Here is a 22,772-nt window from a genome sequence, read left to right as displayed (position 1 = left end):
CCCCGCACCCTCGCGCATCAACTCGCCGGTGCCGCCCGCTTCCTACGGCGGAGGGCCCCTCCGGGATGGAACGGGCCCTCTGCGCGCGGGTGCCGACGGGTCAGAAGCGGGGCATGCCGCCGAACTGCCGGTCACCGGCGTCGCCGAGACCGGGGACGATGAACATCCGGTCGTTCAGGCCCTCGTCGATCGACGCGGTGACCAGGCGCAGCGGCAGGCCGGACTGCTCCAGCCGCTGGATGCCGACCGGTGCGGCCAGCACGCAGAGCACGGTGATGTCGGTGCAGCCGCGGTCGGCGAGCAGCCGGCAGCAGTGCTCCAGCGAGCCGCCGGTGGCCAGCATCGGGTCGAGCACCAGCACCGGCAGGCCGCTCAGGTCCCGGGGCAGCGACTCCATGTACGCCCGCGGCTCGTACGTCTCCTCGTCGCGGGCCAGGCCCACGAAGCCCATCGACGACTCGGGCAGCAGGTCGAGCGCGGCGTCGGCCATGCCGAGGCCGGCCCGCAGCACCGGCACCAGCAGCGGCGGGTTCGCCAGCCGGGTGCCCTCGGTGTCGGTGACCGGGGTCTGGATCGAGTACTTCTCGACCGGGAAGGAGCGCGCGGCCTCGTACACCAGCATGGTGGTGAGTTCGCGCAGCGCGGCCCGGAACGACGCCGAGTCGGTCCGGGCGTCCCGCATGGCGGTCAACCGCGACTGGGCGAGCGGATGGTCAATGACGTGTACGTCCACGATCGCTCAACCTACCGGTCCCCGGCCCGGCGCACGGCGGGTGCGGCCCGACCAGCGACGCCGCTCACGTATGCGCTCACGTCGGGTCAGCCGTGACCAAGATCACTCGACTCGCGGGTGCGTACTATTCGGGGCATGACGGCGACAGCGACGTCGGCCCGGTCGGACCTCTCCGAGCTGGGACGATCCGAGACCGCTCTGCGGACCTTCCTGCACGGCCTGCCGGGCGTGGACCAGGTCGGCGCGGAGCAGCGGGCGGCACAACTCGGCACCCGATCCATCAAGACCACGGCCAAGGCCGAGGCGATCGACCTGGCGATCCGGATGGTCGACCTGACCACGCTGGAGGGCGCGGACACCCCGGGCAAGGTGCGGGCGCTCGCGGCCAAGGCGGTGCGTCCCGACCCGTCCGATCCGAGCTGCCCGCACGTCGGCGCGGTCTGCGTCTACCCGTCGATGGTCCCGTACGTGGCCGAGGTGCTGGCCGGGTCCGGCGTGCACCTGGCCAGCGTGGCGACCGCGTTCCCGTCCGGTCAGGCGCCGCTGGAGGTCAAGCTCGCCGACACCCGGGCCGCCGTCGCGGCCGGCGCCGACGAGATCGACATGGTGATCAACCGGGGCGCGTTCCTGGCCGGGCGTTACTCCGAGGTCTACGACGAGATCGTGGCCACCAAGGAGGCGTGCGGGGACGCGCACCTCAAGGTGATCCTGGAGACCGGCGAGCTGGCCACCTACGACAACGTGCGGCGCGCCTCCTGGCTCGCCATGCTGGCCGGCGGCGACTTCATCAAGACCTCCACCGGCAAGGTCCCGGTCGCGGCCACGCTGCCGGTGACGCTGGTGATGCTGGAGGCGGTCCGCGACTTCCGCGCCGCCACCGGGCGGCAGGTCGGCGTCAAGCCGGCCGGTGGCATCAAGACCACCAAGGACGCGATCAAGTACCTGGTCATGGTCAACGAGACCGTGGGCCCGGACTGGCTCGACCCGGACTGGTTCCGCTTCGGCGCGTCCAGCCTGCTCAACGACCTGCTCATGCAGCGCACCAAGCTGACGACCGGCGTCTACGCCGGTCCCGACTACTTCACCCTGGACTGAACGCGATGTTCGAATACGCACCCGCCCCCGAGTCGCGCTCGGTGGTGGACATCAAGCCCTCGTACGGGCTCTTCGTCGACGGCGCGTTCGTCGACCCTGCCGACGGCGGCAGCTTCAAGTCGGTCAACCCGGCCTCCGAGGAGGTCCTGGCCGAGATCGCCGAGGCCGGCAACGAGGACGTGGACCGCGCGGTCCGCGCCGCGCGCCAGGCGTACGAGAAGGTGTGGGGCCCGATGCCGGGCCGGGACCGGGCCAAGTACCTGTTCCGGATCGCCCGGATCATCCAGGAGCGCTCCCGCGAGCTGGCCGTGCTGGAGTCGCTGGACAACGGCAAGCCGATCAAGGAGTCCCGCGACGTCGACCTCCCGCTGGTCGCCGCGCACTTCTTCTACTACGCCGGCTGGGCGGACAAGCTGCCCTACGCCGGCTTCGGCCCCGACCCGAAGCCGCTCGGCGTGGCCGCGCAGGTCATCCCGTGGAACTTCCCGCTGCTCATGCTGGCCTGGAAGATCGCCCCGGCGCTGGCCGCCGGCAACACGGTCGTGCTCAAGCCGGCCGAGACCACCCCGCTGACCGCGCTGCTGTTCGCCGAGATCTGCCAGCAGGCCGACCTGCCGGCCGGCGTGGTCAACATCGTCACCGGCGCCGGTGACACCGGCCGCGCGCTGGTCGAGCACCCGGGCGTGGACAAGGTCGCGTTCACCGGCTCCACCGACGTGGGCAAGGCCATCGCCCGCGCGGTCGCCGGCACCCGCAAGAAGCTCACCCTGGAGCTGGGCGGCAAGGCCGCCAACATCGTCTTCGACGACGCCCCGATCGACCAGGCGGTCGAGGGGATCGTCAACGGCATCTTCTTCAACCAGGGGCACGTCTGCTGCGCCGGGTCCCGGCTGCTGGTCCAGGAGTCGGTCGCCGACCGGGTGCTGGAGTCGCTCAAGCGCCGGATGGCCCAGCTGCGGGTCGGTGACCCGCTGGACAAGAACACCGACATCGGCGCGATCAACTCGGCCGCCCAGCTGGCGAAGATCCGCGAGCTGTCCGAGGTCGGCGCCGCCGAGGGGGCCGAGCGCTGGTCGCCGCCGTGCGAGCTGCCCGAGCGCGGCTTCTGGTTCGCGCCGACCATCTTCACCGGGGTCACCCAGGCGCACCGGATCGCCCGCGAGGAGATCTTCGGTCCGGTGCTGTCCGTGCTCACCTTCCGCACCCCGGCGGAGGCCGTCGAGAAGGCCAACAACACGCCGTACGGGCTGTCGGCCGGCATCTGGACCGACAAGGGCTCCCGGATCCTGTGGACCGCCGACCGGCTGCGCGCCGGCGTGGTCTGGGCCAACACGTTCAACAAGTTCGACCCGACCTCGCCGTTCGGCGGCTACAAGGAGTCGGGTTACGGTCGCGAGGGCGGCCGGCACGGGCTGGAGGGGTACCTCAATGTCTGAGCGGGTCGCGGTACGCAAGACGTACAAGCTCTTCATCGGCGGGAAGTTCCCGCGCAGCGAGTCGGGACGGTCGTATCTCGTGCAGGACTCCAACGTGTCGCTGGCCTCCCGCAAGGACGCCCGGGACGCCGTCGTCGCCGCGCGCGCCGCGGTGAAGGGCTGGGCCGGGGCGACCGCGTACAACCGGGGTCAGATCCTCTACCGGGTGGCCGAGATGCTGGAGGGCCGGCGCGACCAGTTCGTCGCGCTCGGCGCCCCGGCCGACGAGGTGGACGCCGCGATCGACCGCTGGGTCTGGTACGCTGGCTGGTCGGACAAGCTCCCCCAGGTCTACGGCGGCGCGAACCCGGTCGCCGGCCCGTACTTCAACCTGTCCGCGCCGGAGCCGACGGGGGTGGTGGCCGCGGTGGCCCCCGAGGCCCCGGCGTTGCTCGGCCTGGTCAGCGTGATCGCCCCGGCGATCGTCACCGGCAACACGGTGGTGGTGGCCGCCTCCCCGGCGGCGCCGCTGGCGGCGGTGACCCTGGCCGAGGTGCTGGCCACCTCCGACCTGCCCGGCGGCGTGGTCAACATCCTGACCGGCCGGCTCGCCGAGACGGTGCCGACGCTGGCCGCGCACATGGACGTCAACGCCGTCGACCTGACCGGTGTCGCCGACGCCGAGCTGGCGGCGGAGCTGGAGGTCAAGGCGGCGGAGAATCTCAAGCGGGTGCTCCGGCCGGCGCCGGCGGACCACGACTGGCACGCCGATCCGGGTCTGACCCGGATGACCACGCTGCTGGAGACCAAGACCGTCTGGCACCCCAAGGGCGTCTGAGTCTCTTCTACTACGCGAGGTAGGATTGACGGGTGACTCGGCTCGGTGACCTCGAACGTGCGGTGATGGACGTGCTGTGGGACTCGGTCCCGGGCACGTCGGACGGCGTGACCGTGCGCGAGGTCGCCGACGCCCTGGACGGCCGTGAGCTGGCCTACACCACGGTGATGACCGTGCTCGACCGGCTCGCCGGCAAGGGCATGGTGCAGCGCGAGCGGGAGGGTCGGGCCTGGCGCTACCGGCCGGCCGCCACCCGGGAGGCGCACATCGCCCAGCTCATGCTCGACGCGCTCGACCTCGGCGGCAGCCGGGACGCCGCGCTGGTGCGCTTCGCCCGGTCGGTCACCGGGACGGAGGCGGACGTGCTCCGGGCCGCCCTCGCCGCCGAGGCCGGGCTCACCGATCCGGCCCGACCCGCCGAGGCCGGGCTGACCGACCGCGTCGAGGATCCGCGGCCCGCCGGGCCGGCGCTCGACGAGGCGACGGACCGGTAGGGCCGCCGCCGTGGCGTACGCCGTGCACTTCGCCGCGACCATCCTGGCCTGCTGGCTGACCGCGCAGGTCCTCGCCGCCGCGCGCTGGACGTGGCGGGCGCCCCGGGTGGCGATCGTCTGCTGGCAGGCGGTCGGGTTGGCGCTCGGGCTCTCCGCGATGGGGCTGCCGATGGCGGTCGGTCTCGCCGCGTACGACCGGCCGACCGGCGGCGCGCTGCTGGCGCTCGCCGACGACCTGGCCCACGGCACGCTGCCGGCCGGTGTGGGCGCGGTGCATCTCAGCCTGGTCGGGGTCGGTTTCGGCATCGGTGCGGTGCTGCTCACCACGACCGTGCGCAGCGTGCACGGCGCGGTGCGGGCGCAGCGCCGGCACCGCGAGCTGCTCACCCTGGTCGCCCGGCGCGACCCGACGATTCCCGGCGCGCTGGTGCTCGACCACCCGAGCGCGGCGGCCTACTGCCTGCCCGGGGTGAAGCCCCGGGTGGTGGTGAGCGCCGGCACGGTCAGCCTGCTCGATCCGGCGGAGCTGGCGGCGGTGCTGACCCACGAGCGGGCGCACGCCCAGGAGCGGCACGATCTGGTGCTGCTGCCGTTCACCGCGCTCTGCCGGGCCCTGCCCTGGTTCCGCTGGGTGCGCGACGCGCACGAGCGGGTTGCGCTGCTGGTCGAGATGCGCGCCGACGACAAGGCCCGCGAGCTGCACGCCGAGGAGCCGCTGGCCGGCGCGCTGCGCCGGTTCGCCGCCGCCGGGCACCGGGTCACGCCGGCCGGCACGCTCGGTCTGGGCGACCGCGACCTCGACGTACGGGTGCAGCGGCTGCTGGTCGCGGACCGCCCGCCGCGGGTGCTCGGCGCGACCGCGCTGGCCGTCGCCGGCACCCTGGTATTCCTGCCGGTCTCCCTCTTCCTGAGCTGAGGCGTCCCCTACGGGACTTCTCCGGGTGCCGCGCGGCCCAATAGGTAGACAAGCTACGTGTAGGGTTCCTACGACAAGCGAGCCAACCCGTGGGAGACGCGACCATGGACCCCCTGCTCCTCGCCCGCCTGCAGTTCGCCACCACCACCTCCATCCACTTCCTGTTCGTGGTGGTCACGCTCGGCCTGGTCACTCTCCTGGTCGGGCTGCAGACGGCCGGCTACCTGACCGGCAAGCCGGTGTACGAGCGGCTGACCCGGTTCTGGGGCCAGCTCTACGTGATCAACTACGTGCTCGGCATCGCCACCGGCATCGTGATGGAGTTCCAGTTCGGGCTGAACTGGAGCGGGCTGTCGCGGTACGTGGGCAACGTGTTCGGCGCGCCGCTGGCCATCGAGACGCTCGTGGCGTTCTTCCTGGAGTCCACGTTCCTCGGCATGTGGATCTTCGGGTGGCACCGGCTCCGGCGCGGCACGCACCTGGCGCTGCTCTGGGGCGTCGCGATCACCGCGTACGCCTCGGCGTTCTGGATCATGGTGGCGAACGCCTGGCTCCAGAACCCGGTCGGCTACGAGGTCCGCGACGGCGTCGCCCACCTCACCGACTTCGGCGCACTGCTCACCAATCCCACGTTCGGCATGGCGTTCGGCCACGTCGTCTCGGCCGGCCTGGTCACCGGCGGCCTGCTGATGGCCGCGGTCAGCGCCTGGCACCTGCTCCGGCGTACCCCCGACTTCGCGCTCTTCCGCACCTCGCTGCGGATCGGCCTGGTCACCGCGGCGCTCGCGGTGACCGCCCTCCAGGGCTTCGGCTTCGCCCAGTTCGGCCCGGTCGGGCAGGTCCAGCCCACCAAGTTCGGCGGCGGGCCGGCCCGGGACGCGACGGTGGCCGACTGGACCGCCCGGTTCGGCCCCGGCGACTGGGACCCGCCGGTGCTGTCCAGCGTCGGGCTCGGCTTCATGATCCTGATCGGCTTCGCCCTGGGCTGCGTCTGGCTCCTGCTGCCGCTGCTCTGGCGCGACTGGATCATCCGGCTGCGGTTCCCGCTCTGGCTGGTCCTGCTCGGCCTGCCGCTGCCTTTCGTGGCCGTGCTGCTCGGCTGGATCGCCCGCGAGGTGGGCCGCCAGCCCTGGGTGGCGTACGGGCTGCTGCCCACCGCCCAGGCCGTCTCGCCGGTGTCGCCCGGGCTCATGCTCACCTCGCTGATCGGCTTCAGCCTGCTGCTCGGCACGCTCGCGGTCACCAACTGGACGCTGATGGCCCGGCATGCCGCCCGGGGCGCGCTCGACCCCGCCCTGGGCCGCCCGCCCGCGCCCGACACCGACCCCGACCACCAGCCCGTGTTCGCCTGAGGAGCCCGCCGTGGAACTCGCCTGGTACGCCCTGCTCGGCCTCTTCTTCGCCACCTACCTGGTGCTCGGCGGCTACGACTACGGCGTCGGCCTGCTGCTCGCCCGGCGCGCGGACCAGGCCGCCCGCCGGGCGACGCTCACCGCCGTGGGGCCGTTCTTCCTCGGCAACGAGGTCTGGCTGGTCGCCGCCGTCGGCATCCTGTTCGGCGCCTTCCCCACGCTGGAGGGCGAACTGCTCTCCGGCTTCTACCCGGCGGTGCTCGGCGCGCTGGCCGGCGTGGTGCTGGTGACCGCCGGGGTGCAGCTGCGCAGCCGGCCGGTCGCCGGCTCCGCCCGCGCCGGCTGGGACCGGGTGGTGGTGGTCGGCAGCGTGCTGGCCGCGCTCGGCTGGGGGGCCCTGCTCGGCGGGCTGCTCCAGGGGGTGCCGCTCACCGCCGACGGGCACGTGGCCGGCGCCGGCCACCTCGTCACCCCGTTCGTGGCCGCCGCCGCGCTCACCGTGCTGGCGCTGGTCGCGCTGCACGGTGCGACCTTCCTCACGCTCCGGCTGCCGGCCGCCGACGCGCCGGCGCTCGCCCGGGTCGCCCGCGGCCTGGTGCCCGCCGCGCTCACCGCGGTCGCCACGGCCACCGTCCTGGGCCTGCTCTCCGACCGGGTACGCGCCGCCGTGGGGCGGCCGGCGGTCGCCGTACTCCTGCCGTTGGCGCTGGTGGCGGCGCTGCTGGTGGCCCGCGCGGCGCTGCGCCGGGGCCGCGCCGGGGTGGCCTTCGCGGCGACCGCGACGGCGCTGGCGCTCCCGGCGCCGCTGGTCGGGGCCGCGCTCTGGCCCCGGATCCTGGTCGCCACGACGGACCCGGCGGCCTCGCTCGCGGTCGCCGACGCGGCGGCGAGCCGCCCGACGCTGGCGCTGCTGGGCTGGCTGGTGCTGCCGCTCGTGCCGGCCCTACTAGGCTTTCAGGCGATGTGCTGGTGGGTGTTCCGAGGACGGACCGACGGCCGGGCACCGGTGTACTGGTGAACCGCCGCCCGTTCGACCCGCGTCTGCTGCGCCGGGTCCCCGCGGCCCGGCGCGACCTCGCCGTGCTCGCGGTGCTGGGCGGGCTGACCGCGCTGCTGGTGGTGGCCCAGGCGACCGCGCTGGCCACGCTGCTGGCGACCGCGATCGACGGGCGGCTGCACCGGCCCGCGCTGGCCGGGTTCGTGGCGGCGGTGGCCGCCCGGGCGCTGGTGAGCTGGGCCCAGGGCACGGTGGCGGCGCGGGCCGCGGCCACGGTCAAGGCGGCGCTGCGCGCGGACCTGCTGCGCGCGGTCGGCCGGCACGGCCCCACCTGGGTCGCCGGCCGGCGGGCCGGGCAACTGGCCACCCTGGCCGGGCGGGGGCTGGACGCGCTCGACCCCTACTTCACCGGCTACCTGCCGCAGCTGGTGCTGAGCGTGACGGTGCCGGCGGCGGTGCTGGCCCGGATCGTGTTCGCGGACTGGAGCTCGGCGCTGATCATCGCGCTCACCATTCCGCTCATCCCGATCTTCGGGGCGCTGCTCGGCTGGCAGGCGCAGGCCGCCACCGAGCGGCAGTGGCGGCGGCTGTCGCTGCTCGGCGGGCACTTCCTCGACATGGTGGCCGGGCTGCCCACGCTGCGCGCGTTCGGCCGGGCCCGGGCCCAGGTCGACGTGGTGCGCCGGATGGCCGACGGCCACCGCCAGGCCACCATGCGGACGCTGCGCATCGCGTTCCTGTCCGCGCTGGTGCTGGAGCTGGTCGCCACGCTCTCCGTCGCGCTGGTCGCGGTGCCGGTCGGCATCCGGCTGCTCGGCGGCGGGATCACGCTCTCCACCGCGCTGCTCGTGCTGCTGCTCACCCCGGAGGCGTACCTGCCGCTGCGGGCCGCCGGCAGCCGGTTCCACGCCAGCATGGAGGGCCTCACCGCGCTGGACGAGGCGCTCACCCTCTCCGCGACCGACGCGCCGAACGCACCCACCGCCGCCGGGCGCGCGGCCCCGGACGGCCGCGGCGAGATCCGCTTCGAGGGCGTGACCGTCGCGTACGACCGGACGACCGCGCTGCGCGACGTCACGCTGACCATCCGGCCCGGCGACCGGGTGGCCGTCATCGGGCCCAGCGGCGCGGGCAAGAGCACGCTGCTCAACCTGCTGCTCGGCTTCGTCCGCCCGACCAGCGGGCGGATCACCGTCGACGGCACCGACCTGGCCGAGGTCGACCCGGACGCGTGGCGCCGCGAGCTGGCCTGGGTGCCGCAGCGGGCCCACCTGTTCGCCGGTTCGCTGGCCGACAACATCCGGCTCGGCGCGCCGGACACCCCGGACGACGTGCTCGCCGCCGCGGTGACCGACGCGGCGCTGGACGAGGTGGTCGACGCGCTGCCCGACGGGCTCGACACCCGGCTCGGCGAGCGCGGCCACGGCCTGTCCAGCGGGCAGCGGCAACGCGTCGCGCTGGCCCGGGCGTTCCTCCGGGACGCGCCGGTGGTGCTGCTCGACGAACCGACCGCCCGGCTGGACAGCGCCAGCGAGGCGGTGGTCCTGAGCGCCACCCGGCGGCTGGTCGCCGGCCGGACCGCGTTGCTGGTCGCGCACCGGCCCGCGCTGCTGGCCGACGCCGACCGGATCCTGCGCGTCGAGGACGGCCGGGTCACCGAACTGCGCCCGACCACCACCGGCCCGGCGGTGACCCGGTGAGCGCCGGCGACGGCGTGACGCCGGTGGGCCGCGTGCCCACCGGGCCGACCTCGGTCCCGGCGGAGCCGTCCGGGGTGCCGGAACCACCGGCGCCCACCCGCCCGGACGCCGAGCGGGTCGTGCTGCGTCTGGCCCGGCCCTACCTGGGCCGGCTGCTCGGGGCCGGGCTGCTCGCCGCGGCGACCGAGTTCGCCGGGCTCGCGCTGATGGCGACCGCGACCTGGCTGCTGATGAGCGCCGCCGGCCGGCCGCCGCTGGACCGGTTGACCGTGGCCATCGTCGCGGTGCGGGCGCTCGCGGTCGGCCGGGGCGTGTTCCGCTACACCGAACGGCTCGCCGGGCACGACGCCGTGCTGCGCATGATCACCGACGTCCGGGCCCGGGTCTTCGCCGCGCTCGCCGCCCGGCGCGAGGGCGCCGACCGGCGCACCGGTGACGCGCTGAGCCGGCTGGTCTCCGACGTGGAGGCGGCCCAGGACCTGCTGCTGCGCGTGCTCGTGCCGGGATCGGCGGCGGCCCTGGTCAGCCTGCTCGCGGTCGGGGGCGCGGCACTCATCTCGCCGCCGGCCGCCGGCGTGCTCGCGGTGGGCCTGCTGGTCGCCGGCGTGGCACTGCCCGCGCTGGCCACCCGGCTCACCCGCCGGGCCGCCGACGAGGTGGCCCCGCTACGCGGCGCGCTCGCGGTCGACGCCGTCGACCTCACCCACGGCGCCGCCGACCTGGCCGCCTTCGGCGCGACCGACGCCGCCCTGGCCGCCGCCGAGGGGCGGGCCGGGCGACTGGCCCGGCTGGAGCGCCGGCTCGCCGCCGTCGGCTTCGCGGTGGACGCGACCGGCGTGCTGGTGGGCGGCCTCACCGCCGCCGCGGTGGTGGTCGTGGCGCTGCGCGCGGGCGTGGGCGGGGTGCTGGTCGGCGTCCTCGCCGTCGGCACGCTGGCCGCCGTCGAGGTGGCGCTCGCCCTGGTCGCGGCGGCCCGGCAACGCACCCAGCTCCGGGCCGGGCTGGCCCGCGTCGCCGACCTGCTCACCGAACCGGCCGCGACGGAACCGGTCGGCGTCACGGGACCGGTCGGCGCGGCGGAGCCCGTCACCGGCGGCCACGACGTGCGGTTCGAGGACGTGACGGTCCGCTATCGGGCCGGAGCCGCACCGGCCCTGGCCGGTTTCGACCTCGACCTGCCGGCCGGCCACCGGGTCGCCGTGGTCGGCCCGAGCGGCGCCGGCAAGAGCACGCTGGCCGCCGCGCTCACCGGCGCGGTACGCCCCGCCGCCGGCCGGGTCACCGTCGGCGGCGTACCGGTGTCCGAGCACCCGGCCGACCGGCTTCCCCGGATCGTCGGCGGCCTGCTCGCCGAGGCGTACGTCTTCCACGCGACGGTGCGGGAGAACCTGCTTCTCGGCCGCCCCGACGCCGGCGAGGCGGACCTGACCGCCGCGGCCCGCGCCGCCGGGCTGCTCGACTGGGTACGCGACCAGCCCGAGGGCTGGGACACCGTGGTCGGCGAGCAGGGCGGGCAGCTCTCCGGCGGCCAGCGGCAGCGACTGGCGCTGGCCCGGGCACTGCTCGCCGCGCCGCCGGTGCTGGTGCTCGACGAGCCGACCGAGGGGCTCGACCCGGCGGCGGCCGACGCGGTGCTCGACTCCGCGCTGGCCGCCACCCCCGCCGGGCACTCGGTGCTGCTGATCAGCCACCGGCTCAGCGGCCTGGCCGGGTTGGACGAGATCCTGGTGCTGGAGGGTGGCCGGATGGTGCAGCGCGGCCGGCACGAGGAACTGGTGGCGCGCCCGGGCTGGTACCGGGAGCAGTGGCTGCGCCAGGAGGCGGCCGAGCGCGGCTACCTCGCGCTCGCCCCCTGACGCGTTCCGGGGTTTTCCCCGACGCCACCCGCGCCCGCCGGTGGCAGGCTGGTGCCATGCGGGTGGATCAGGGGGCAGGGGTCGAGGGCCGGCTGCGCGAGTTGTCCGGGCGGCTGCACGGGCCGACCCGGCTCAAGGCCGACCTGCTGACCGAGGCGCGGCACGCGCTGGAGGACGCCGTCGAGGCGTACCGGGAGGGGGGCCTGCCGCGGGCGGAGGCCGAGCGGCGGGCGGTGGCCGAGTTCGGCAGCGCCGCCCAGCTCGTGCCCGGCTACCAGGCCGAGCTGGCCGCCGGGGCGCTGCGCGGGCTGGCCCTGCGCACGCTGGCGGTGGCGGTGGTGCTCATGTCCGCCGGCGACCTGACCTGGCGGGGGTCGAGCTGGAGCGCCGGGCCCCGACCGCCGTCGGGCTACCTGCTGCTCTCCGCCGCGTTGAACGGCATCTGGGCGGTGGTCGCCGGACTGGCCCTGCTGGGGCTGCTGCTCGGCGCGCTGGCCGCCCGGCGGGGCTCGCCGCGGCTGGTCCGGTCGGCCCGCGCGGTCGGCTTCGGGCTGACCGGTGGGCTGCTGCTCGGCGCGCTCGCCGGGGGCGCCCTGTTCGGCTGGTCGGTGCGCCTCTGGGACGCCGCGCTGACCTGGCCCCCGATGATCGTCGGCGCGGTGGTGGTCTCGGCCGCCTGGTTCGCCCTGGCCCGGGCGGCGCGGTGGTGGCTGCTCAGCAACCGCGTCCCGCGGCCGGCCGGGTGACCGGTCAGGCCGGCGCGGTCGGCGGCTCGTCGGCGCCGAGGAACCGGCCGACGGTGGCGCTGAACTCGCGCCAGCCCGCGCGTTCCCCGGCCAGCGCCCGGCCGCCGGCATCGGTGAGCTGGTAGGTGCGTCGTTCCCGGCCGTTGACGGTGCTCCACGTGCTGTCCACCAGCCCGGCCCGCTCCAGTCGGCGCAGCGCCGGATAGATCGTGCCGGTGGGCAGGTCGAGCGTGCCTCCGCTGCGGGCCCGCAGCGCCTCGATGATCGCGTAGCCGTGCAGGGAGCCCCGCTCCAGCACGGCCAGCAGCAGCGCGTCCAGGTGTCCGTGCAGCGCCTGCGCCTTCATGTGTAGCGAGCCTACTTGTCGGGCGCGCGGGACGCCACCGGGGTGCGGCTCCCGGTCGGAACCGGTCGCCCACTAGGGTATGTGCGCAGAGTCACTCGGCGGCGCGACGCCGTCGGGTGGGCAACCGAACGCACACGGAGGTCAGCGTGGCCCGCCAGTCGCCCCAACGGCCCGACGCCGACGAGCCCGAGCTCGACGAGACCGACGCGTCGGCCGCAGCAGACGAGGTCGAGGTCGACCGCCCGGCGGCGGACCGCACGCTCTGGGACGAGGTGCGGATCGACCCGGTGGAGATCGCCCTTCCCGCCGGCACCGGCTTCACGCTCCGGGCCTACCGGACGGCGCGCGAGCTGACCCCGACCGACGTCGCCGAGCGCGACGAGGACGACCCGTTCCTGGCCCGCCGTCAGGTCGTCGAGACCGAGGAGGACGAGGAGGTGGTGATCCTCGACGAGGAGTTCGCCGCCCTCTCCGCCGAGAAGGACGACGAGGACGAGGAGAAGGACGGCGGCCGCGCCGGGGGACGTCGCCGGGGCAGGACCGGCGACGCCGAGGCCGAGACGGACGACGACGAGGCCGACGAGGACGAGGCCGAGGACGACGAGGACGAGGACGACGCGGGCGACGAGGAGGTGCCGGTCTTCCTCAGCCACAAGGGCCGGCTGCTGCTGTTCAAGACCCCCGAGTCGCTTGTCACTTTCATCCGTTCCGGTGCGCCCAACGACCTGTCCCAACTGGACAGCTGGAATGAACTGTCCGAACGGCTGGAACCGGCCGACATCGCCCCGCTGGACGAGGACACCTACGAACTCGACCTGGTGGTGGAGAACCTTCGCGGCGGTCACGACGCCTGGGATCCCGCGCTGCTGATCGAAGCCGGCGAGATCGCCCGTGACCTGTCGTACGCCCTGCGGCTACCGGCCGTGCTCGACATGCTCTCCGCCGGCTCCAGCCTGGACGATCTGGACGAGGCGCTGCGCGCTTCTGTCAATGGCGGAATCGGTGGTTTCCTGGGTCGGCGCCGGCTGAAGAAAATCGGGGCACAAACCGCAAGTTTGGGTTGGCGCACCATTGTCGGCAAGATCTCTGCGGTTGTGGACTGGCGCGACTGACCCGGAGCGGGGAGCATCAGTCTCTGGCAGAACAAGACCTGTGTCCCGGGAGGAGGACGACGCCGTGGCGCTCGTGCGCGTGTACTGCGGTCTGGCCTCGGCAGATCCGGCCGACCGAACGGCTTCGGCCGGAACGACGCTGACGTCCGCTGTGGTTGACGACGCAGGCCGTCTGCTGCACGTCTGTGAGATCGGTGACGAGCCCGCCGGCTACGCCCGGCTGGTCGCGCTGCTGGTGGAGCGGTCCGGTGGGCCGAGTGGGGTGGCGATCGCCGCCGACTCCGACGACCACACCGTCACCTCGCTGCTCAGTGCCGCCGGCCGGCCGCTGGCGATCGCCGACGACGACTCGGTCGACGACTTCGCCGAGCGCTTCGCCGACGACGACTCCCTCGAGGAGATGCAGTCCTCCCCGGTCGAACGCCGGGCGGTCGGGCTGGCCCGGGCCCTGCAGGCGGGCGCGCTGTCCGCGGTGACCCTCCCGGCGCCGCGCGACCTCGCCGGCTACAAGCAGGTCCTGGCCGCGCACGCGGCACTGGCCAGCGGCCGGCACTCGGCCGCGGTGACGCTGCGCGAGGTCCTCCGCGAGCTCTACCCGGCGGCGCTGCGCGCGTACCCGGATCCCGCCGAGCCGGTCGCCCTGGCCGTGCTCGACGCGCTGCCCGAGCCGGGCATGCTGACCGGCGCGTCCGGTCGCGGCCGCGACGCCGGTGTGGCCGCCGACGCGGTGACCGCGCAGCTGGCCGCCGACGGCCTGGCCGACGCCGACCGGATCGACGAGGCCGTGACCGCGCTGCGCGTCGCCATCTCCGAGACGCCCCGGCGGGCCACTGTCAACCGATCGCTCACCGCCGCCGTCGCCGAGACGGTGCGACAGGCCGTCGCGTCGGTCCGGGCCTGCGACGCCGGCTGCGACGCGCTGGTGGGTGCGCTGGCCGAGCGGGCCGCCCCCGCGCCGGTGGCCGGCCGCCGGGCCGCCGCCCGCCGGGGCGAGCAGGTGGACGAACTGACCCCGACCGTGTCGACCGGGCTGCGTCCGGTGCGCCCGGCCGAACCCGAGCCGACCGTCGAGCACGCCCTCCGGCGGCCCCGCCCCGAGCCGGCCCCCGACACCGTCGAGCCGGGTGGTCGCCGAGCCCGCCCCGAGCCCGTGCCCGGTGGCCGGCGCAGCCGCCCGGAGCCCGTCTCCGGTCCGGCCGCACCGCCGTCGCCCCGACCGCTCGGCCCGCCGCCGGTCGCGCCCGCACCGGTGGCTCCGCCGCCGGTCGCACCGACCCCGGTCGCCCCGGCAGCGGCGCTGGGCCGGCCGATGTCGGCTCCCCCGAGCCGCCCCGAGCCGACCGGCGCGCCCCTGCCGTCGCGGGTGGACGGTCCGACGAACCGGCCCATCTCCGCCCCGCCCCCGCCGCCGCCCGGCATCACGCCGATCGCCCCGTCCCAGCGCGGCGCCGTGCCGCCCGCCGACGCCGGCGAGCCGTTCCGCCCGACGCTGACCACCGCCGCGATCAACAAGGCCCGGGCCGAGCGGCAGCGCACGGTGATCCCGCCGCGCCCCAAGACCAACCAGGAGCCGCCGACCGGCGGGTTCAGCGCCACCGACCTGAGCGTTCCGGTGCCGAGCCCGCGCCCGTCCGCGCCGGAACCCGCCCCGCCGGGCTCCCGCGCCAACTGGCCGCTGGTCAACACCGGCGACGACCAGAACGACCGGGAGCGGGAGGCGCCCGCCTACCCGTACGGGCGGAGCGTGGACGCGCCGAGCGACCCGGGACGGGTCACCCCGCCGTGGCTCGCCGACGACCTGCCCCAGGAGCCGCCGATGCTGCGCCTGGTGGAGCCGCCGCCGCTCGCCGACCGGGCGCTGCGCAACGGGCTGGACCAGCCGACCGACCCGGGCCTCGACACGCCCCCGCTGCGGCTGGTCGACCCGGCCGACGCCGCGCGTCGGGCACCCCGCGCCGAGCTGCCCCCGCCGTTGGAGCGGCGTCCCGCCCCCAGGGAGCACCGGCCGCCGCCGGTGTCGGACGAGGGCGACGGTGACCTGCTGATCTTCGCGCAGGCCAAGTCGGCCTGGTTCGTCGGGCACGGCGACGAGGCGGACCTGGAGTGGTCGAGCACCGCGGACACCGGGTGGCAGGCCGCCGAGCAGGCCGCCCGCCCGTCGGTGGGCTCGGAGACCAAGGCGGGCCTGCCGAAGCGGGTCCCCCAGGCCAACCTGGTGCCGGGCTCGCCACTGCGCGAGGAGCGTCCACTGCGGATCGTCCGCAACGCGGCCAGCCTCGCCGAGAACACCACTGGCTACTTCCGGGGTTGGCGTCGCGGTCAGGAGATCGGTGGCTTCGCGGTCGGCGGTCGGCCGGGCCGCGAGGCGGCCGGCGGCTGGGACTTCAGCCGGGACACCGGCGACCGCGACGACGAGCGGGAGTACGAATACCGCTCAGCGGGATACCGGTCCTGACCACCACGCCTCGGCGTGTTCCTACCCACACCCGGACGATTTGACGTCGGGTCCGGCCGGCCGGGAACATACCCGGCGGACCAGCGGCGGCGCCTGTTCGCCGGGGTGGGAAGGCGACTCCATTGGCGACACCGGCATTCGACTCCACCGTGCTCACCCGTCGGGGCGTTCTCGCCGCCGCGGCCGGCAGCCTGCTGCTGGCCGGCTGCGGGCCGCAGGGGCAGCGCCCGGGTGACGGCGGGACCAGCAGTGCACCGGGCGACCAGGACCTGTTCGTCGGCGCGAGTCTGGAGCTGAGCGGACGCGGCGCGACGCTCGGCGTGTTCCAACGCCGCGCGCTGGAGATCACGGCGGAGTCGCTGAACCGCGCCGGCATCCAGGTCGGCACCCTGCTCCGGTCGATCCGGTTGGACATCCGGGACAACGGCGGCAGCCCGGAGGTCGCCGCCCGCCAGGCCGCCGAGCTGACCCGCGCCGGAGCGCAGGCACTGGTCGGTGGCGTCCTCGGTGAGACCGCCGCGGCCCTCGCGGCGGCGGCCCAGCGGCTCAAGACGCCCTACCTGTCCCTGGGCTACGGGGACCGCATCGTGCTCCCGCTCCAGGAGCGTACGTTCAGCTTCAAGCTCACCCCGGACGGCACCGACATGGCCCGCCGGCTGGCGGACCTGCTCGAATCACAGCGGATCCGCCGGGTGGTCCTGCTCGCGGCGGACGGACCCCACGGCGACTCGGGCGTGCGCGCCGTGCGGGACGCGCTCGACAACAGCAGGGTGGACCTGGTCCGGACGGTACGGCTGCCGGAGACCGGACGGAGCTTCCGCTCCGCCGCGGAGCGCGCCGCCGCCGGAAAGCCGGACGGGGTCATCGTCTGGGGCACCGCGCCCGACTCCGGTGACGCGGCGCGGGAGCTGCGGCGCGCCGGTCACCGCGGCCCGCTCTTCTTCGACGCCGGGGCGGTCGCCGACGACACCGTGAGCGGCGCCAACGCGACGGCGGTGGAGGGGGCGTACGCCGTGCATCCGGCCTGCCTGGGCGGCTCCCCGCTGACCGCCACCAGCACCGCGCAGGTGGCCCGCCAGGACTTCGACCGGCGCTACACCCAGCGGCACGGCACCTCGGTCGCCTTCGCCCCGTACGCGTCGGACGCGCTCCAGCTCCTGGCCGCGTCGGCGCGGAAGGCGACGAGCCTCGACCGGGGCCGGTTGCGGGCGTTCCTCCAGACCCAGATGGCCGAGGGCATCGCCGGCGGCTACGCCTTCACCGAGGGCCGGCACGGTGGCATGGAGGCCGACTCGCTCGGCGTCTACCTGGTCTCCCAGGGCAGCTGGACCCGGTACGCCTGACCGTCGTCCGGTGACCGTCCCGCGGGGCGGTCACCGGGCGACCGCGTACCGCATTCGACCACGGACGGCAGGAAGCGCCCGGTGGCCCATGGCCGCCGGGCGCTTCCGCGTGTCGGTCAGGCGGGCGCGACGGCCCGCGAGCGCCGCATGGTGAGCACGTACTCGACCAGCGAGATCAGTACGTGCTTCGTCGACTCCCGGTTACGGGCGTCGCACGGCACCACCGGCACGTCGCGGGAGATCGCGAGCGCGTCCCGCACGTCCTGCGGATCGTGGTACTGCATGCCGTCGAAGCAGTTGATGGCGATCAGGTACGGCAACCGCCGGTGCTCGAAGAAGTCGATCGCGGCGAAGCAGTCGGCGAGTCGACGGGTGTCGACCAGCACCACCGCGCCGATCGCGCCCCGGACCAACTCGTCCCACATGAACCAGAACCGCGTCTGACCCGGCGTACCGAAGAGGTACAGGATCAGGTCACGGTCGATCGAGATACGACCGAAGTCCATCGCCACCGTGGTCGTCGTCTTGCCCGGCACCTGCCGGGTGTCGTCGACGCCCACGCCGGCGGAGGTCATGATCGCCTCGGTGGTCAGCGGCGTGATCTCCGAGACCGAACCGACCAGCGTCGTCTTGCCGACGCCGAATCCACCGGCGATAACGATCTTCGCCGACGTCACGCGCCCGCTCGGGACCGGCGGCCGGTGCGACATGTCAGAGCCTGCGAAGTCCACTCAGCACCCTCTCCAGCAGTTCAGTGCCCACCGCGTCGTCAGAGTCGTCCAAAATGGTCGGCTCGTGGACCGCGACCAGGCCGTCCGTCGCCATGTCGGCGATGAGCACCCGGGCCACGCCGAGCGGAAGCTGCATCCGCGCCGCGATCTCGGCAAGCGACTGCACGCGTCCGTCACACAACGCGGCTATGTACTGGTGTTCACGACCGTGGCCACCACCATTGCCAGTGGCAACCGCTCGGCCGCGCACCGTCGTCTCGACGAGCGCCTCCAGGGCGATGTCGAGCCGGGGACGGGTACGACCTCGGGTCACGGCGTACGGCCGGACCAACGCTCCCGTCGGCTCGTCACGATCCGCCATGTCGCCGCTCACCTCCCTCGCACCCGGCACCGGCTCGCCCCGGTGGCATCCGTCGCTGTCGTAGTTGTTCCCGCTCCTGACCCACCGGCCAGCGCGTCATTCAGCCCATCATCCCCACAGCCGTACGCGGCTGCGGCGTCAGGGCGTCGCCCACCCGGTCCACGAGCAGGGCCATCTCGTACCCGACCTGACCCACGTCGCAGCTACGCGCCGCGAGCACCGCGAACGACGAGCCGTCCGAGATGGACATCAGGAACAGGAAGCCGTTGTCCATCTCGACGACTGTCTGCAGCACCGCTCCGCCCTCGAAGCAGCGCGCCGCGCCCTGGGTCAGGCTGACCAGGCCGGACGCGATCGCCGCGAGCTGGTCGGCGCGGTCCCGCGGGAGGTCACGGGACGAGGCGAGAAGCAGGCCGTCGGCCGAGACCGCGACCGCGTGCGCCACACCGGGCACCCGGTCGGCGAAGTTGGCGAGCAGCCATCCGAGATCCTGCGTAGTAGTCATCCTTGTTGCTCCTTCTGCCCGCTCCCGGCCACCGGGCCTGAGCCAGACTGCGAGGACTGCTGCCCGCCCGGAGTGCCCTCCGGGCCGGTCGTGTTGCTGTCGGTCGTGTTCCGCCCCCGCTGCACGCCCCGATGGTAGGCCGAGAGCAGGCCCCGGACACCCTCCGGCGTCCGCCGCTGCGACGACGGCGACGGCTTGTCGATGCTGCCCGGCACGAGCTGCGCCATCGGCGTCCGCTTCGGCAGGCCCTTCTGCGTGGTCTCCTCCACCGGCACCTCGGTGGCGGCCGAGGCGGCCCGCCAACCGTCGTCGGCCGCGGTCTGCCACGGCGAGGGCTGCTGCGGCGACGCCGGCTGCCGGGTCGGCAGCCCACCGGCGTACGCCGGACGCGCGTTGCCGTTCGCCGTGCCGTTGTCACGCGGGGCTCCGCCGGCCGTCGGAGTGTGTGCCATCGGTGTGTTACCTGTCGTTGCGGGTGTGGTCTGCGGCACGGCCCGGCCTGCGGTGTCCACCTTGGCGAACTGCTGGGTCGCGGCGCCGTTGGCCGGCCCGGCCGGGGCGGCCGCCGCCTCCTCGTTGGGCCCGGGCCGACGGGTGCGGAACCAGGCCGACTCGAGCTCCCGGAAGATCGGCAGCTCCATCGTCTCGTCCGCGTACCGCTGGCGGTTGCCGGGCTGCTGCGGTGCGGCCTGGCGCGGTGCGGGGGCCGGCGCCGGTTGGGCGGCCGCCGGCTGAGGGGCCGCCGGCTGGGCGGCGGGCTGCTGCGGCGCCATCGACGGCGTCTCCGTGCGCGGGACCCGCGGCAGCTCCGTGGTCATGTCCATGCCGGCGGGCATCCGCTCCGGCATGGCGGGGGCCGGCGCCGGGGTCGCCGGGGCGACCGGCGGCCAGACCGGCGGGGCGCCCACGTGCGGAGCGGACGTCGACGGGACCGGACGCGACGGCAGCTGGTCGGTCGGCGGGGCGGAGACCGGGTAGCCCGCGGTCGGCTGGCCGGAGACCGGCGCGGCCGAGACGGGGTGGCCCGAGACCGGGTAGCCGGAGACCGGCGCGGCCGACACCGGACGGCCCGGGTACGGGTCGCCGGAGACCGGGTGACCGGAGACCGGAGCGGCCGAGACGGGACGGCCCGGGTACGGGTTGTTCGCGTACGGGTTGCCCGAGACCGGCGCGCCGGAGACCGGCGGCAGCGGCGGGGCCGACACCGGTGGGACCGGCGGGGCCGACACCGGCGGCGGGTTGTAGGGCCGCGCCTCCGGGCTGCTGGGCAGCTGCCGCGGGATGGCCGGCTGCTGACCGGTCGTGGCCGGGTCGCCCTCGGCCGGGTTGCGCCGCTGGGGCAGCGGGTCGACCGGCTGGCCGTTGGCGGCCCGCGGGGCGTAGCCGTCGCCGCCACCGGCGTTGGCGCCGGTGAGGTCGGACCAGGCCGGCATGGCACGACCGCCGCCGGCGTTGGCCGGGGTGCCGGAGCCGTTGCGGTGGCCCGGGTCGAAGGAACGCCCGCCGAGCGTGACCTGGTTGCCGGAGCCGCCGGGGTGCGGCGCGGGGGGCGGGGTGTGCGGGCCGTTGCCGAGCGCGGCCAGGGCGCCGAAGGCCGGCGTGGGGCCGCCCTGCTGCGGGCCGGCTGCGGGCAGCGCCGGGGCCGGCATCCCGCGACCGGCGAGGGCGCGCGGCACCAGGACCGAGGTGGGCAGCGTGACGTCGGCGACGGTGCCCCGGTCGGCGGCGGGCCGCAGCTCGACCTTGACGCCGTGCCGGGACGCCAGCCGGGCGACCACGACCAGGCCCATCATCCGGGAGACCGCCACGTCCACCTGCGGCGGCGTGGCGAGCCGCTCGTTCAGGTCGCGCAGCTGCTCGGAGCTGATGCCGATGCCGCGGTCCTCCACGTAGAGCGAGGCGCGGTCGCCGACCCGACGGGCCTCGACCATGACGCTCGAGTCCGGCGGTGAGAAGGCGGTGGCGTTGTCGAACAGCTCGGCGACCAGGTGCACCAGGTCGTTGACCGCGTGCGCGGCGACCTCGATGTCGCGGTCGATGACCCCGAACTCGATCCGGGTGTAGTGCTCGACCTCGGACTGGGCGGCGCGGAGCACGTCGATCAGGGCGGCCGGCTCGCGCTGCACACGGGTGGAGTCCGCACCGGCGAGGACCAGCAGGTTCTCGTCGTTGCGGCGCATCCGGGTGGCCAGGTGGTCGAGCTGGAACAGCTCGGCCAGCCGGTCCGGGTCCTCCTCGCCGCGCTCCAGTCGGTCGAGGTGGCCGATCAGCCGGTCGACCAGGATCTGCGAGCGGCGGGCCAGGTTGACGAACATGGTCGCGACGGAGGCGCGCAGGGCCGCCTGCTCGGCCGCGGTGCGGACCGCCTCCAGGTGGACGGCGTTGAACGCCTCGGTCACCTGACCGAACTCGTCCTTGCTGCGGACCGGCAGCGGTTCGGCGATCTGGTTGGCCAGCTGCACCGGGGAGAGCTGACCGGTCACCTGCGGGTCGCGCAGCCGGGCCACCGCCTGCGGCAGGCCGTACTGGGCCACCGACAGGGCGCCCTGACGCAGGTCGCGCAGCGAGCGGGCCATCGACCGGGCGACCAGGTAGGCGAAGAGGATGGCCAGCAGCAGCATGGTGAGCAGCAGGCCGGTCTCGAGGAACACCTGGCGCTGCGTGTCCGACCGCAGCTCGTCGGCCTGCCGGACCACGTTGCCGTCGAGCCGGGACTCGACCGTGCGGATCAGCTTCGCGTTGCCGACCATCGCCTGGTCCCACTGGTCCGGCCCGAACGGCGCGTTCTTCATCGAGCCGCTGTTGTTCGCCGACATGAAGCCGGTGAGGTTGTCGGCCTTACGCAGGTCGGGTCCCTCGACCGTCTGGTCGAAGAACTCGGCGTCGGCCGGGGTGGCCACGGAGCGGAACGTCGCGAGGGCCTGCGCCTGGGCGGTGCCGCTGGCGATGAACTGCTCGCGCAGCGCGGGGCTGTACTGCCCCTGGGTGAGTGCCTGGTGCACGACCACCCGGCGCTGGGCCAGGTATTCCTTCTGCCGGGCGACCGCGGCGGCGGCGCGCATCCGGTCGCTCAGGTCGTTGTCACCGGCGAGCTGGGTGGCCGAGTCACGGATCGAGAGCAGGTCGTTGATCAGGCGCTCGTACGCCTTCTCCGCCTCGTCGATCTTGAGCTTGCCGTTCAGCACCTGGCTGCGGGTGGCCGGCAGGTCCTTGAGCTGGTCGTCGATCTCGTCCAGCCGGGCCTCGAAGTTGCGCGGCAGGTCGTCGATCTCGCCCCGCTGGCGCAGGTAGGGGCCCTTGGCCTGGTCCACCCGCTGGTTGGCCCGGTTGTAGGCCTCCTGGTACTGCGCCCGGGTCTGGAGTTCCTTCGCTCCGAGGAAGAGCACCGAACCGACCCGCTCGTCCTGCATCGTGTCGGCCAGATCACCCGAGTAGCCGATCAGGCTGGCGAGGTCGCCGGCCCGGTTGGCATTGTTGAGCGTCTCCAGGTGGTCGACCAGACCGCTGGTGCCCACCACGACCGTGGCGATGGTCGGCACGATCATGATCAGACCGAGCTTGGACCAGATCGGCATGTCGCGCAGCCGACTCGCCGGCCGGCGCAGCCGCGACAGGAAGGAGCCCGCCGTCGTTGGCCGTTTGCTCACGTCACCGCCCTCGCAAAACCGCGTCCGACGTCACCTGAGGGCAACGCCGAGCGACCGACCCGGCGGGTCGGACCTCCGAGATTCCATCACGCCGCCTCGCAAAGAGAAAGCCCAGGTTGGCCCTCGCCGG

The 22,772-nt window shown here is 74.8% G+C and carries 19 protein-coding genes; 13 read left to right on the top strand and 6 right to left on the bottom strand.

Going from position 1 to position 22,772, the window contains the following annotated elements:
• Positions 1–100: 100 nt before the first annotated feature.
• Positions 101–733, bottom strand: a complete 633-nt coding sequence (gene upp, locus ACN27B_RS13815) for a uracil phosphoribosyltransferase (RefSeq protein WP_091582308.1) — start codon at positions 731–733, stop codon at positions 101–103.
• A gap of 135 nt (positions 734–868) precedes the next feature.
• Here upp and deoC point away from each other — a divergent pair, with 135 nt between their 5' ends.
• From deoC to ACN27B_RS13765, 10 genes are all read left to right on the top strand, one after another.
• Positions 869–1,828 (top strand): deoxyribose-phosphate aldolase, encoded by a 960-nt coding sequence (gene deoC, locus ACN27B_RS13810; RefSeq protein ID WP_099162608.1) that lies wholly within the window; start codon positions 869–871, stop codon positions 1,826–1,828.
• Positions 1,829–1,833: 5 nt separating this feature from the next.
• Positions 1,834–3,264 (top strand): aldehyde dehydrogenase family protein, encoded by a 1,431-nt coding sequence (locus tag ACN27B_RS13805; protein ID WP_099162609.1) that lies wholly within the window; start codon positions 1,834–1,836, stop codon positions 3,262–3,264.
• A complete protein-coding gene (locus ACN27B_RS13800; protein ID WP_091582320.1) occupies positions 3,257–4,081 on the top strand; it encodes an aldehyde dehydrogenase family protein in 825 nt (274 codons plus the stop codon). The genes ACN27B_RS13805 and ACN27B_RS13800 overlap by 8 nt, the downstream gene beginning before the upstream one ends.
• A gap of 32 nt (positions 4,082–4,113) precedes the next feature.
• A complete protein-coding gene (locus tag ACN27B_RS13795) occupies positions 4,114–4,575 on the top strand; it encodes a BlaI/MecI/CopY family transcriptional regulator (protein WP_099162610.1) in 462 nt (153 codons plus the stop codon).
• Between the two features lie 10 nt (positions 4,576–4,585).
• Positions 4,586–5,491, top strand: coding sequence for a M56 family metallopeptidase (locus tag ACN27B_RS13790; RefSeq protein WP_099162611.1), 906 nt, complete (start codon positions 4,586–4,588; stop codon positions 5,489–5,491).
• Positions 5,492–5,595: 104 nt separating this feature from the next.
• Positions 5,596–6,843: a cytochrome ubiquinol oxidase subunit I gene (locus ACN27B_RS13785; RefSeq protein WP_422745282.1), complete on the top strand. Its 1,248-nt coding sequence runs from the start codon at positions 5,596–5,598 to the stop codon at positions 6,841–6,843.
• Positions 6,844–6,853: 10 nt separating this feature from the next.
• Entirely contained in the window at positions 6,854–7,861 is a 1,008-nt protein-coding gene (locus ACN27B_RS13780; protein WP_422745280.1) for a cytochrome d ubiquinol oxidase subunit II, read from the top strand.
• Positions 7,858–9,540 (top strand): thiol reductant ABC exporter subunit CydD, encoded by a 1,683-nt coding sequence (gene cydD, locus ACN27B_RS13775; RefSeq protein WP_422745278.1) that lies wholly within the window; start codon positions 7,858–7,860, stop codon positions 9,538–9,540. The genes ACN27B_RS13780 and cydD overlap by 4 nt, the downstream gene beginning before the upstream one ends.
• A 74-nt stretch (positions 9,541–9,614) precedes the next feature.
• Positions 9,615–11,396: a thiol reductant ABC exporter subunit CydC gene (gene cydC, locus ACN27B_RS13770; protein WP_422745963.1), complete on the top strand. Its 1,782-nt coding sequence runs from the start codon at positions 9,615–9,617 to the stop codon at positions 11,394–11,396.
• Positions 11,397–11,452: 56 nt separating this feature from the next.
• On the top strand, positions 11,453–12,142 hold the full coding sequence (locus tag ACN27B_RS13765; protein ID WP_091582340.1) for a permease prefix domain 1-containing protein: 690 nt from the start codon (positions 11,453–11,455) through the stop codon (positions 12,140–12,142).
• Positions 12,143–12,146: 4 nt separating this feature from the next.
• On the opposite strand, the gene ACN27B_RS13760 is transcribed toward ACN27B_RS13765, so the two are convergent.
• Complete coding sequence (locus ACN27B_RS13760) at positions 12,147–12,488, bottom strand: PadR family transcriptional regulator (RefSeq protein ID WP_091582343.1); 342 nt, start codon at positions 12,486–12,488, stop codon at positions 12,147–12,149.
• A 116-nt stretch (positions 12,489–12,604) separates the two neighbouring features.
• Here ACN27B_RS13760 and ACN27B_RS13755 point away from each other — a divergent pair, with 116 nt between their 5' ends.
• From ACN27B_RS13755 to ACN27B_RS13745, 3 genes are all read left to right on the top strand, one after another.
• Positions 12,605–13,600, top strand: a complete 996-nt coding sequence (locus ACN27B_RS13755) for a DNA primase (protein ID WP_422745276.1) — start codon at positions 12,605–12,607, stop codon at positions 13,598–13,600.
• Positions 13,601–13,640: 40 nt separating this feature from the next.
• Positions 13,641–16,055, top strand: coding sequence for a transposase (locus ACN27B_RS13750; protein ID WP_422745274.1), 2,415 nt, complete (start codon positions 13,641–13,643; stop codon positions 16,053–16,055).
• A gap of 122 nt (positions 16,056–16,177) precedes the next feature.
• Entirely contained in the window at positions 16,178–17,398 is a 1,221-nt protein-coding gene (locus tag ACN27B_RS13745) for an ABC transporter substrate-binding protein (RefSeq protein WP_422745272.1), read from the top strand.
• Between the two features lie 116 nt (positions 17,399–17,514).
• Here the strand turns inward: ACN27B_RS13745 and ACN27B_RS13740 are convergent, their stop codons facing one another.
• The 4 genes from ACN27B_RS13740 to ACN27B_RS13725 all read right to left on the bottom strand — a co-directional run bounded on the left by ACN27B_RS13740 (position 17,515) and on the right by ACN27B_RS13725 (position 22,642).
• Positions 17,515–18,108 carry a GTP-binding protein gene (locus ACN27B_RS13740; RefSeq protein ID WP_091582358.1) on the bottom strand — a complete coding sequence of 198 codons (594 nt, stop codon included), beginning with the start codon at positions 18,106–18,108 and terminating at the stop codon, positions 17,515–17,517.
• A gap of 1 nt (position 18,109) precedes the next feature.
• Entirely contained in the window at positions 18,110–18,490 is a 381-nt protein-coding gene (locus ACN27B_RS13735) for a DUF742 domain-containing protein (RefSeq protein ID WP_013473970.1), read from the bottom strand.
• Positions 18,491–18,590: 100 nt separating this feature from the next.
• Entirely contained in the window at positions 18,591–18,995 is a 405-nt protein-coding gene (locus ACN27B_RS13730; RefSeq protein WP_013283992.1) for a roadblock/LC7 domain-containing protein, read from the bottom strand.
• Positions 18,992–22,642: a nitrate- and nitrite sensing domain-containing protein gene (locus ACN27B_RS13725; RefSeq protein ID WP_396822311.1), complete on the bottom strand. Its 3,651-nt coding sequence runs from the start codon at positions 22,640–22,642 to the stop codon at positions 18,992–18,994. The genes ACN27B_RS13730 and ACN27B_RS13725 overlap by 4 nt, the downstream gene beginning before the upstream one ends.
• Positions 22,643–22,772 lie beyond the last annotated feature (130 nt).

Source organism: Micromonospora sp. WMMD754 (assembly GCF_049315235.1).
GTDB lineage: Bacteria > Actinomycetota > Actinomycetes > Mycobacteriales > Micromonosporaceae > Micromonospora > Micromonospora sediminicola.
This window is presented reverse-complemented; position numbering and strand designations above follow the sequence as displayed.

Coding starts and splice junctions, on each gene's coding strand:
- ACN27B_RS13785 (WP_422745282.1), top strand. CDS start 5,596: ATGGACCCCCTGCTCCTCGCCCGCCTGCAGTTCGCCACCACCACCTCC.
- ACN27B_RS13800 (WP_091582320.1), top strand. CDS start 3,257: ATGTCTGAGCGGGTCGCGGTACGCAAGACGTACAAGCTCTTCATCGGC.
- ACN27B_RS13760 (WP_091582343.1), bottom strand. CDS start 12,488: ATGAAGGCGCAGGCGCTGCACGGACACCTGGACGCGCTGCTGCTGGCC.
- ACN27B_RS13805 (WP_099162609.1), top strand. CDS start 1,834: ATGTTCGAATACGCACCCGCCCCCGAGTCGCGCTCGGTGGTGGACATC.
- ACN27B_RS13735 (WP_013473970.1), bottom strand. CDS start 18,490: ATGGCGGATCGTGACGAGCCGACGGGAGCGTTGGTCCGGCCGTACGCC.
- ACN27B_RS13765 (WP_091582340.1), top strand. CDS start 11,453: ATGCGGGTGGATCAGGGGGCAGGGGTCGAGGGCCGGCTGCGCGAGTTG.
- ACN27B_RS13730 (WP_013283992.1), bottom strand. CDS start 18,995: ATGACTACTACGCAGGATCTCGGATGGCTGCTCGCCAACTTCGCCGAC.
- ACN27B_RS13740 (WP_091582358.1), bottom strand. CDS start 18,108: ATGTCGCACCGGCCGCCGGTCCCGAGCGGGCGCGTGACGTCGGCGAAG.
- deoC (WP_099162608.1), top strand. CDS start 869: ATGACGGCGACAGCGACGTCGGCCCGGTCGGACCTCTCCGAGCTGGGA.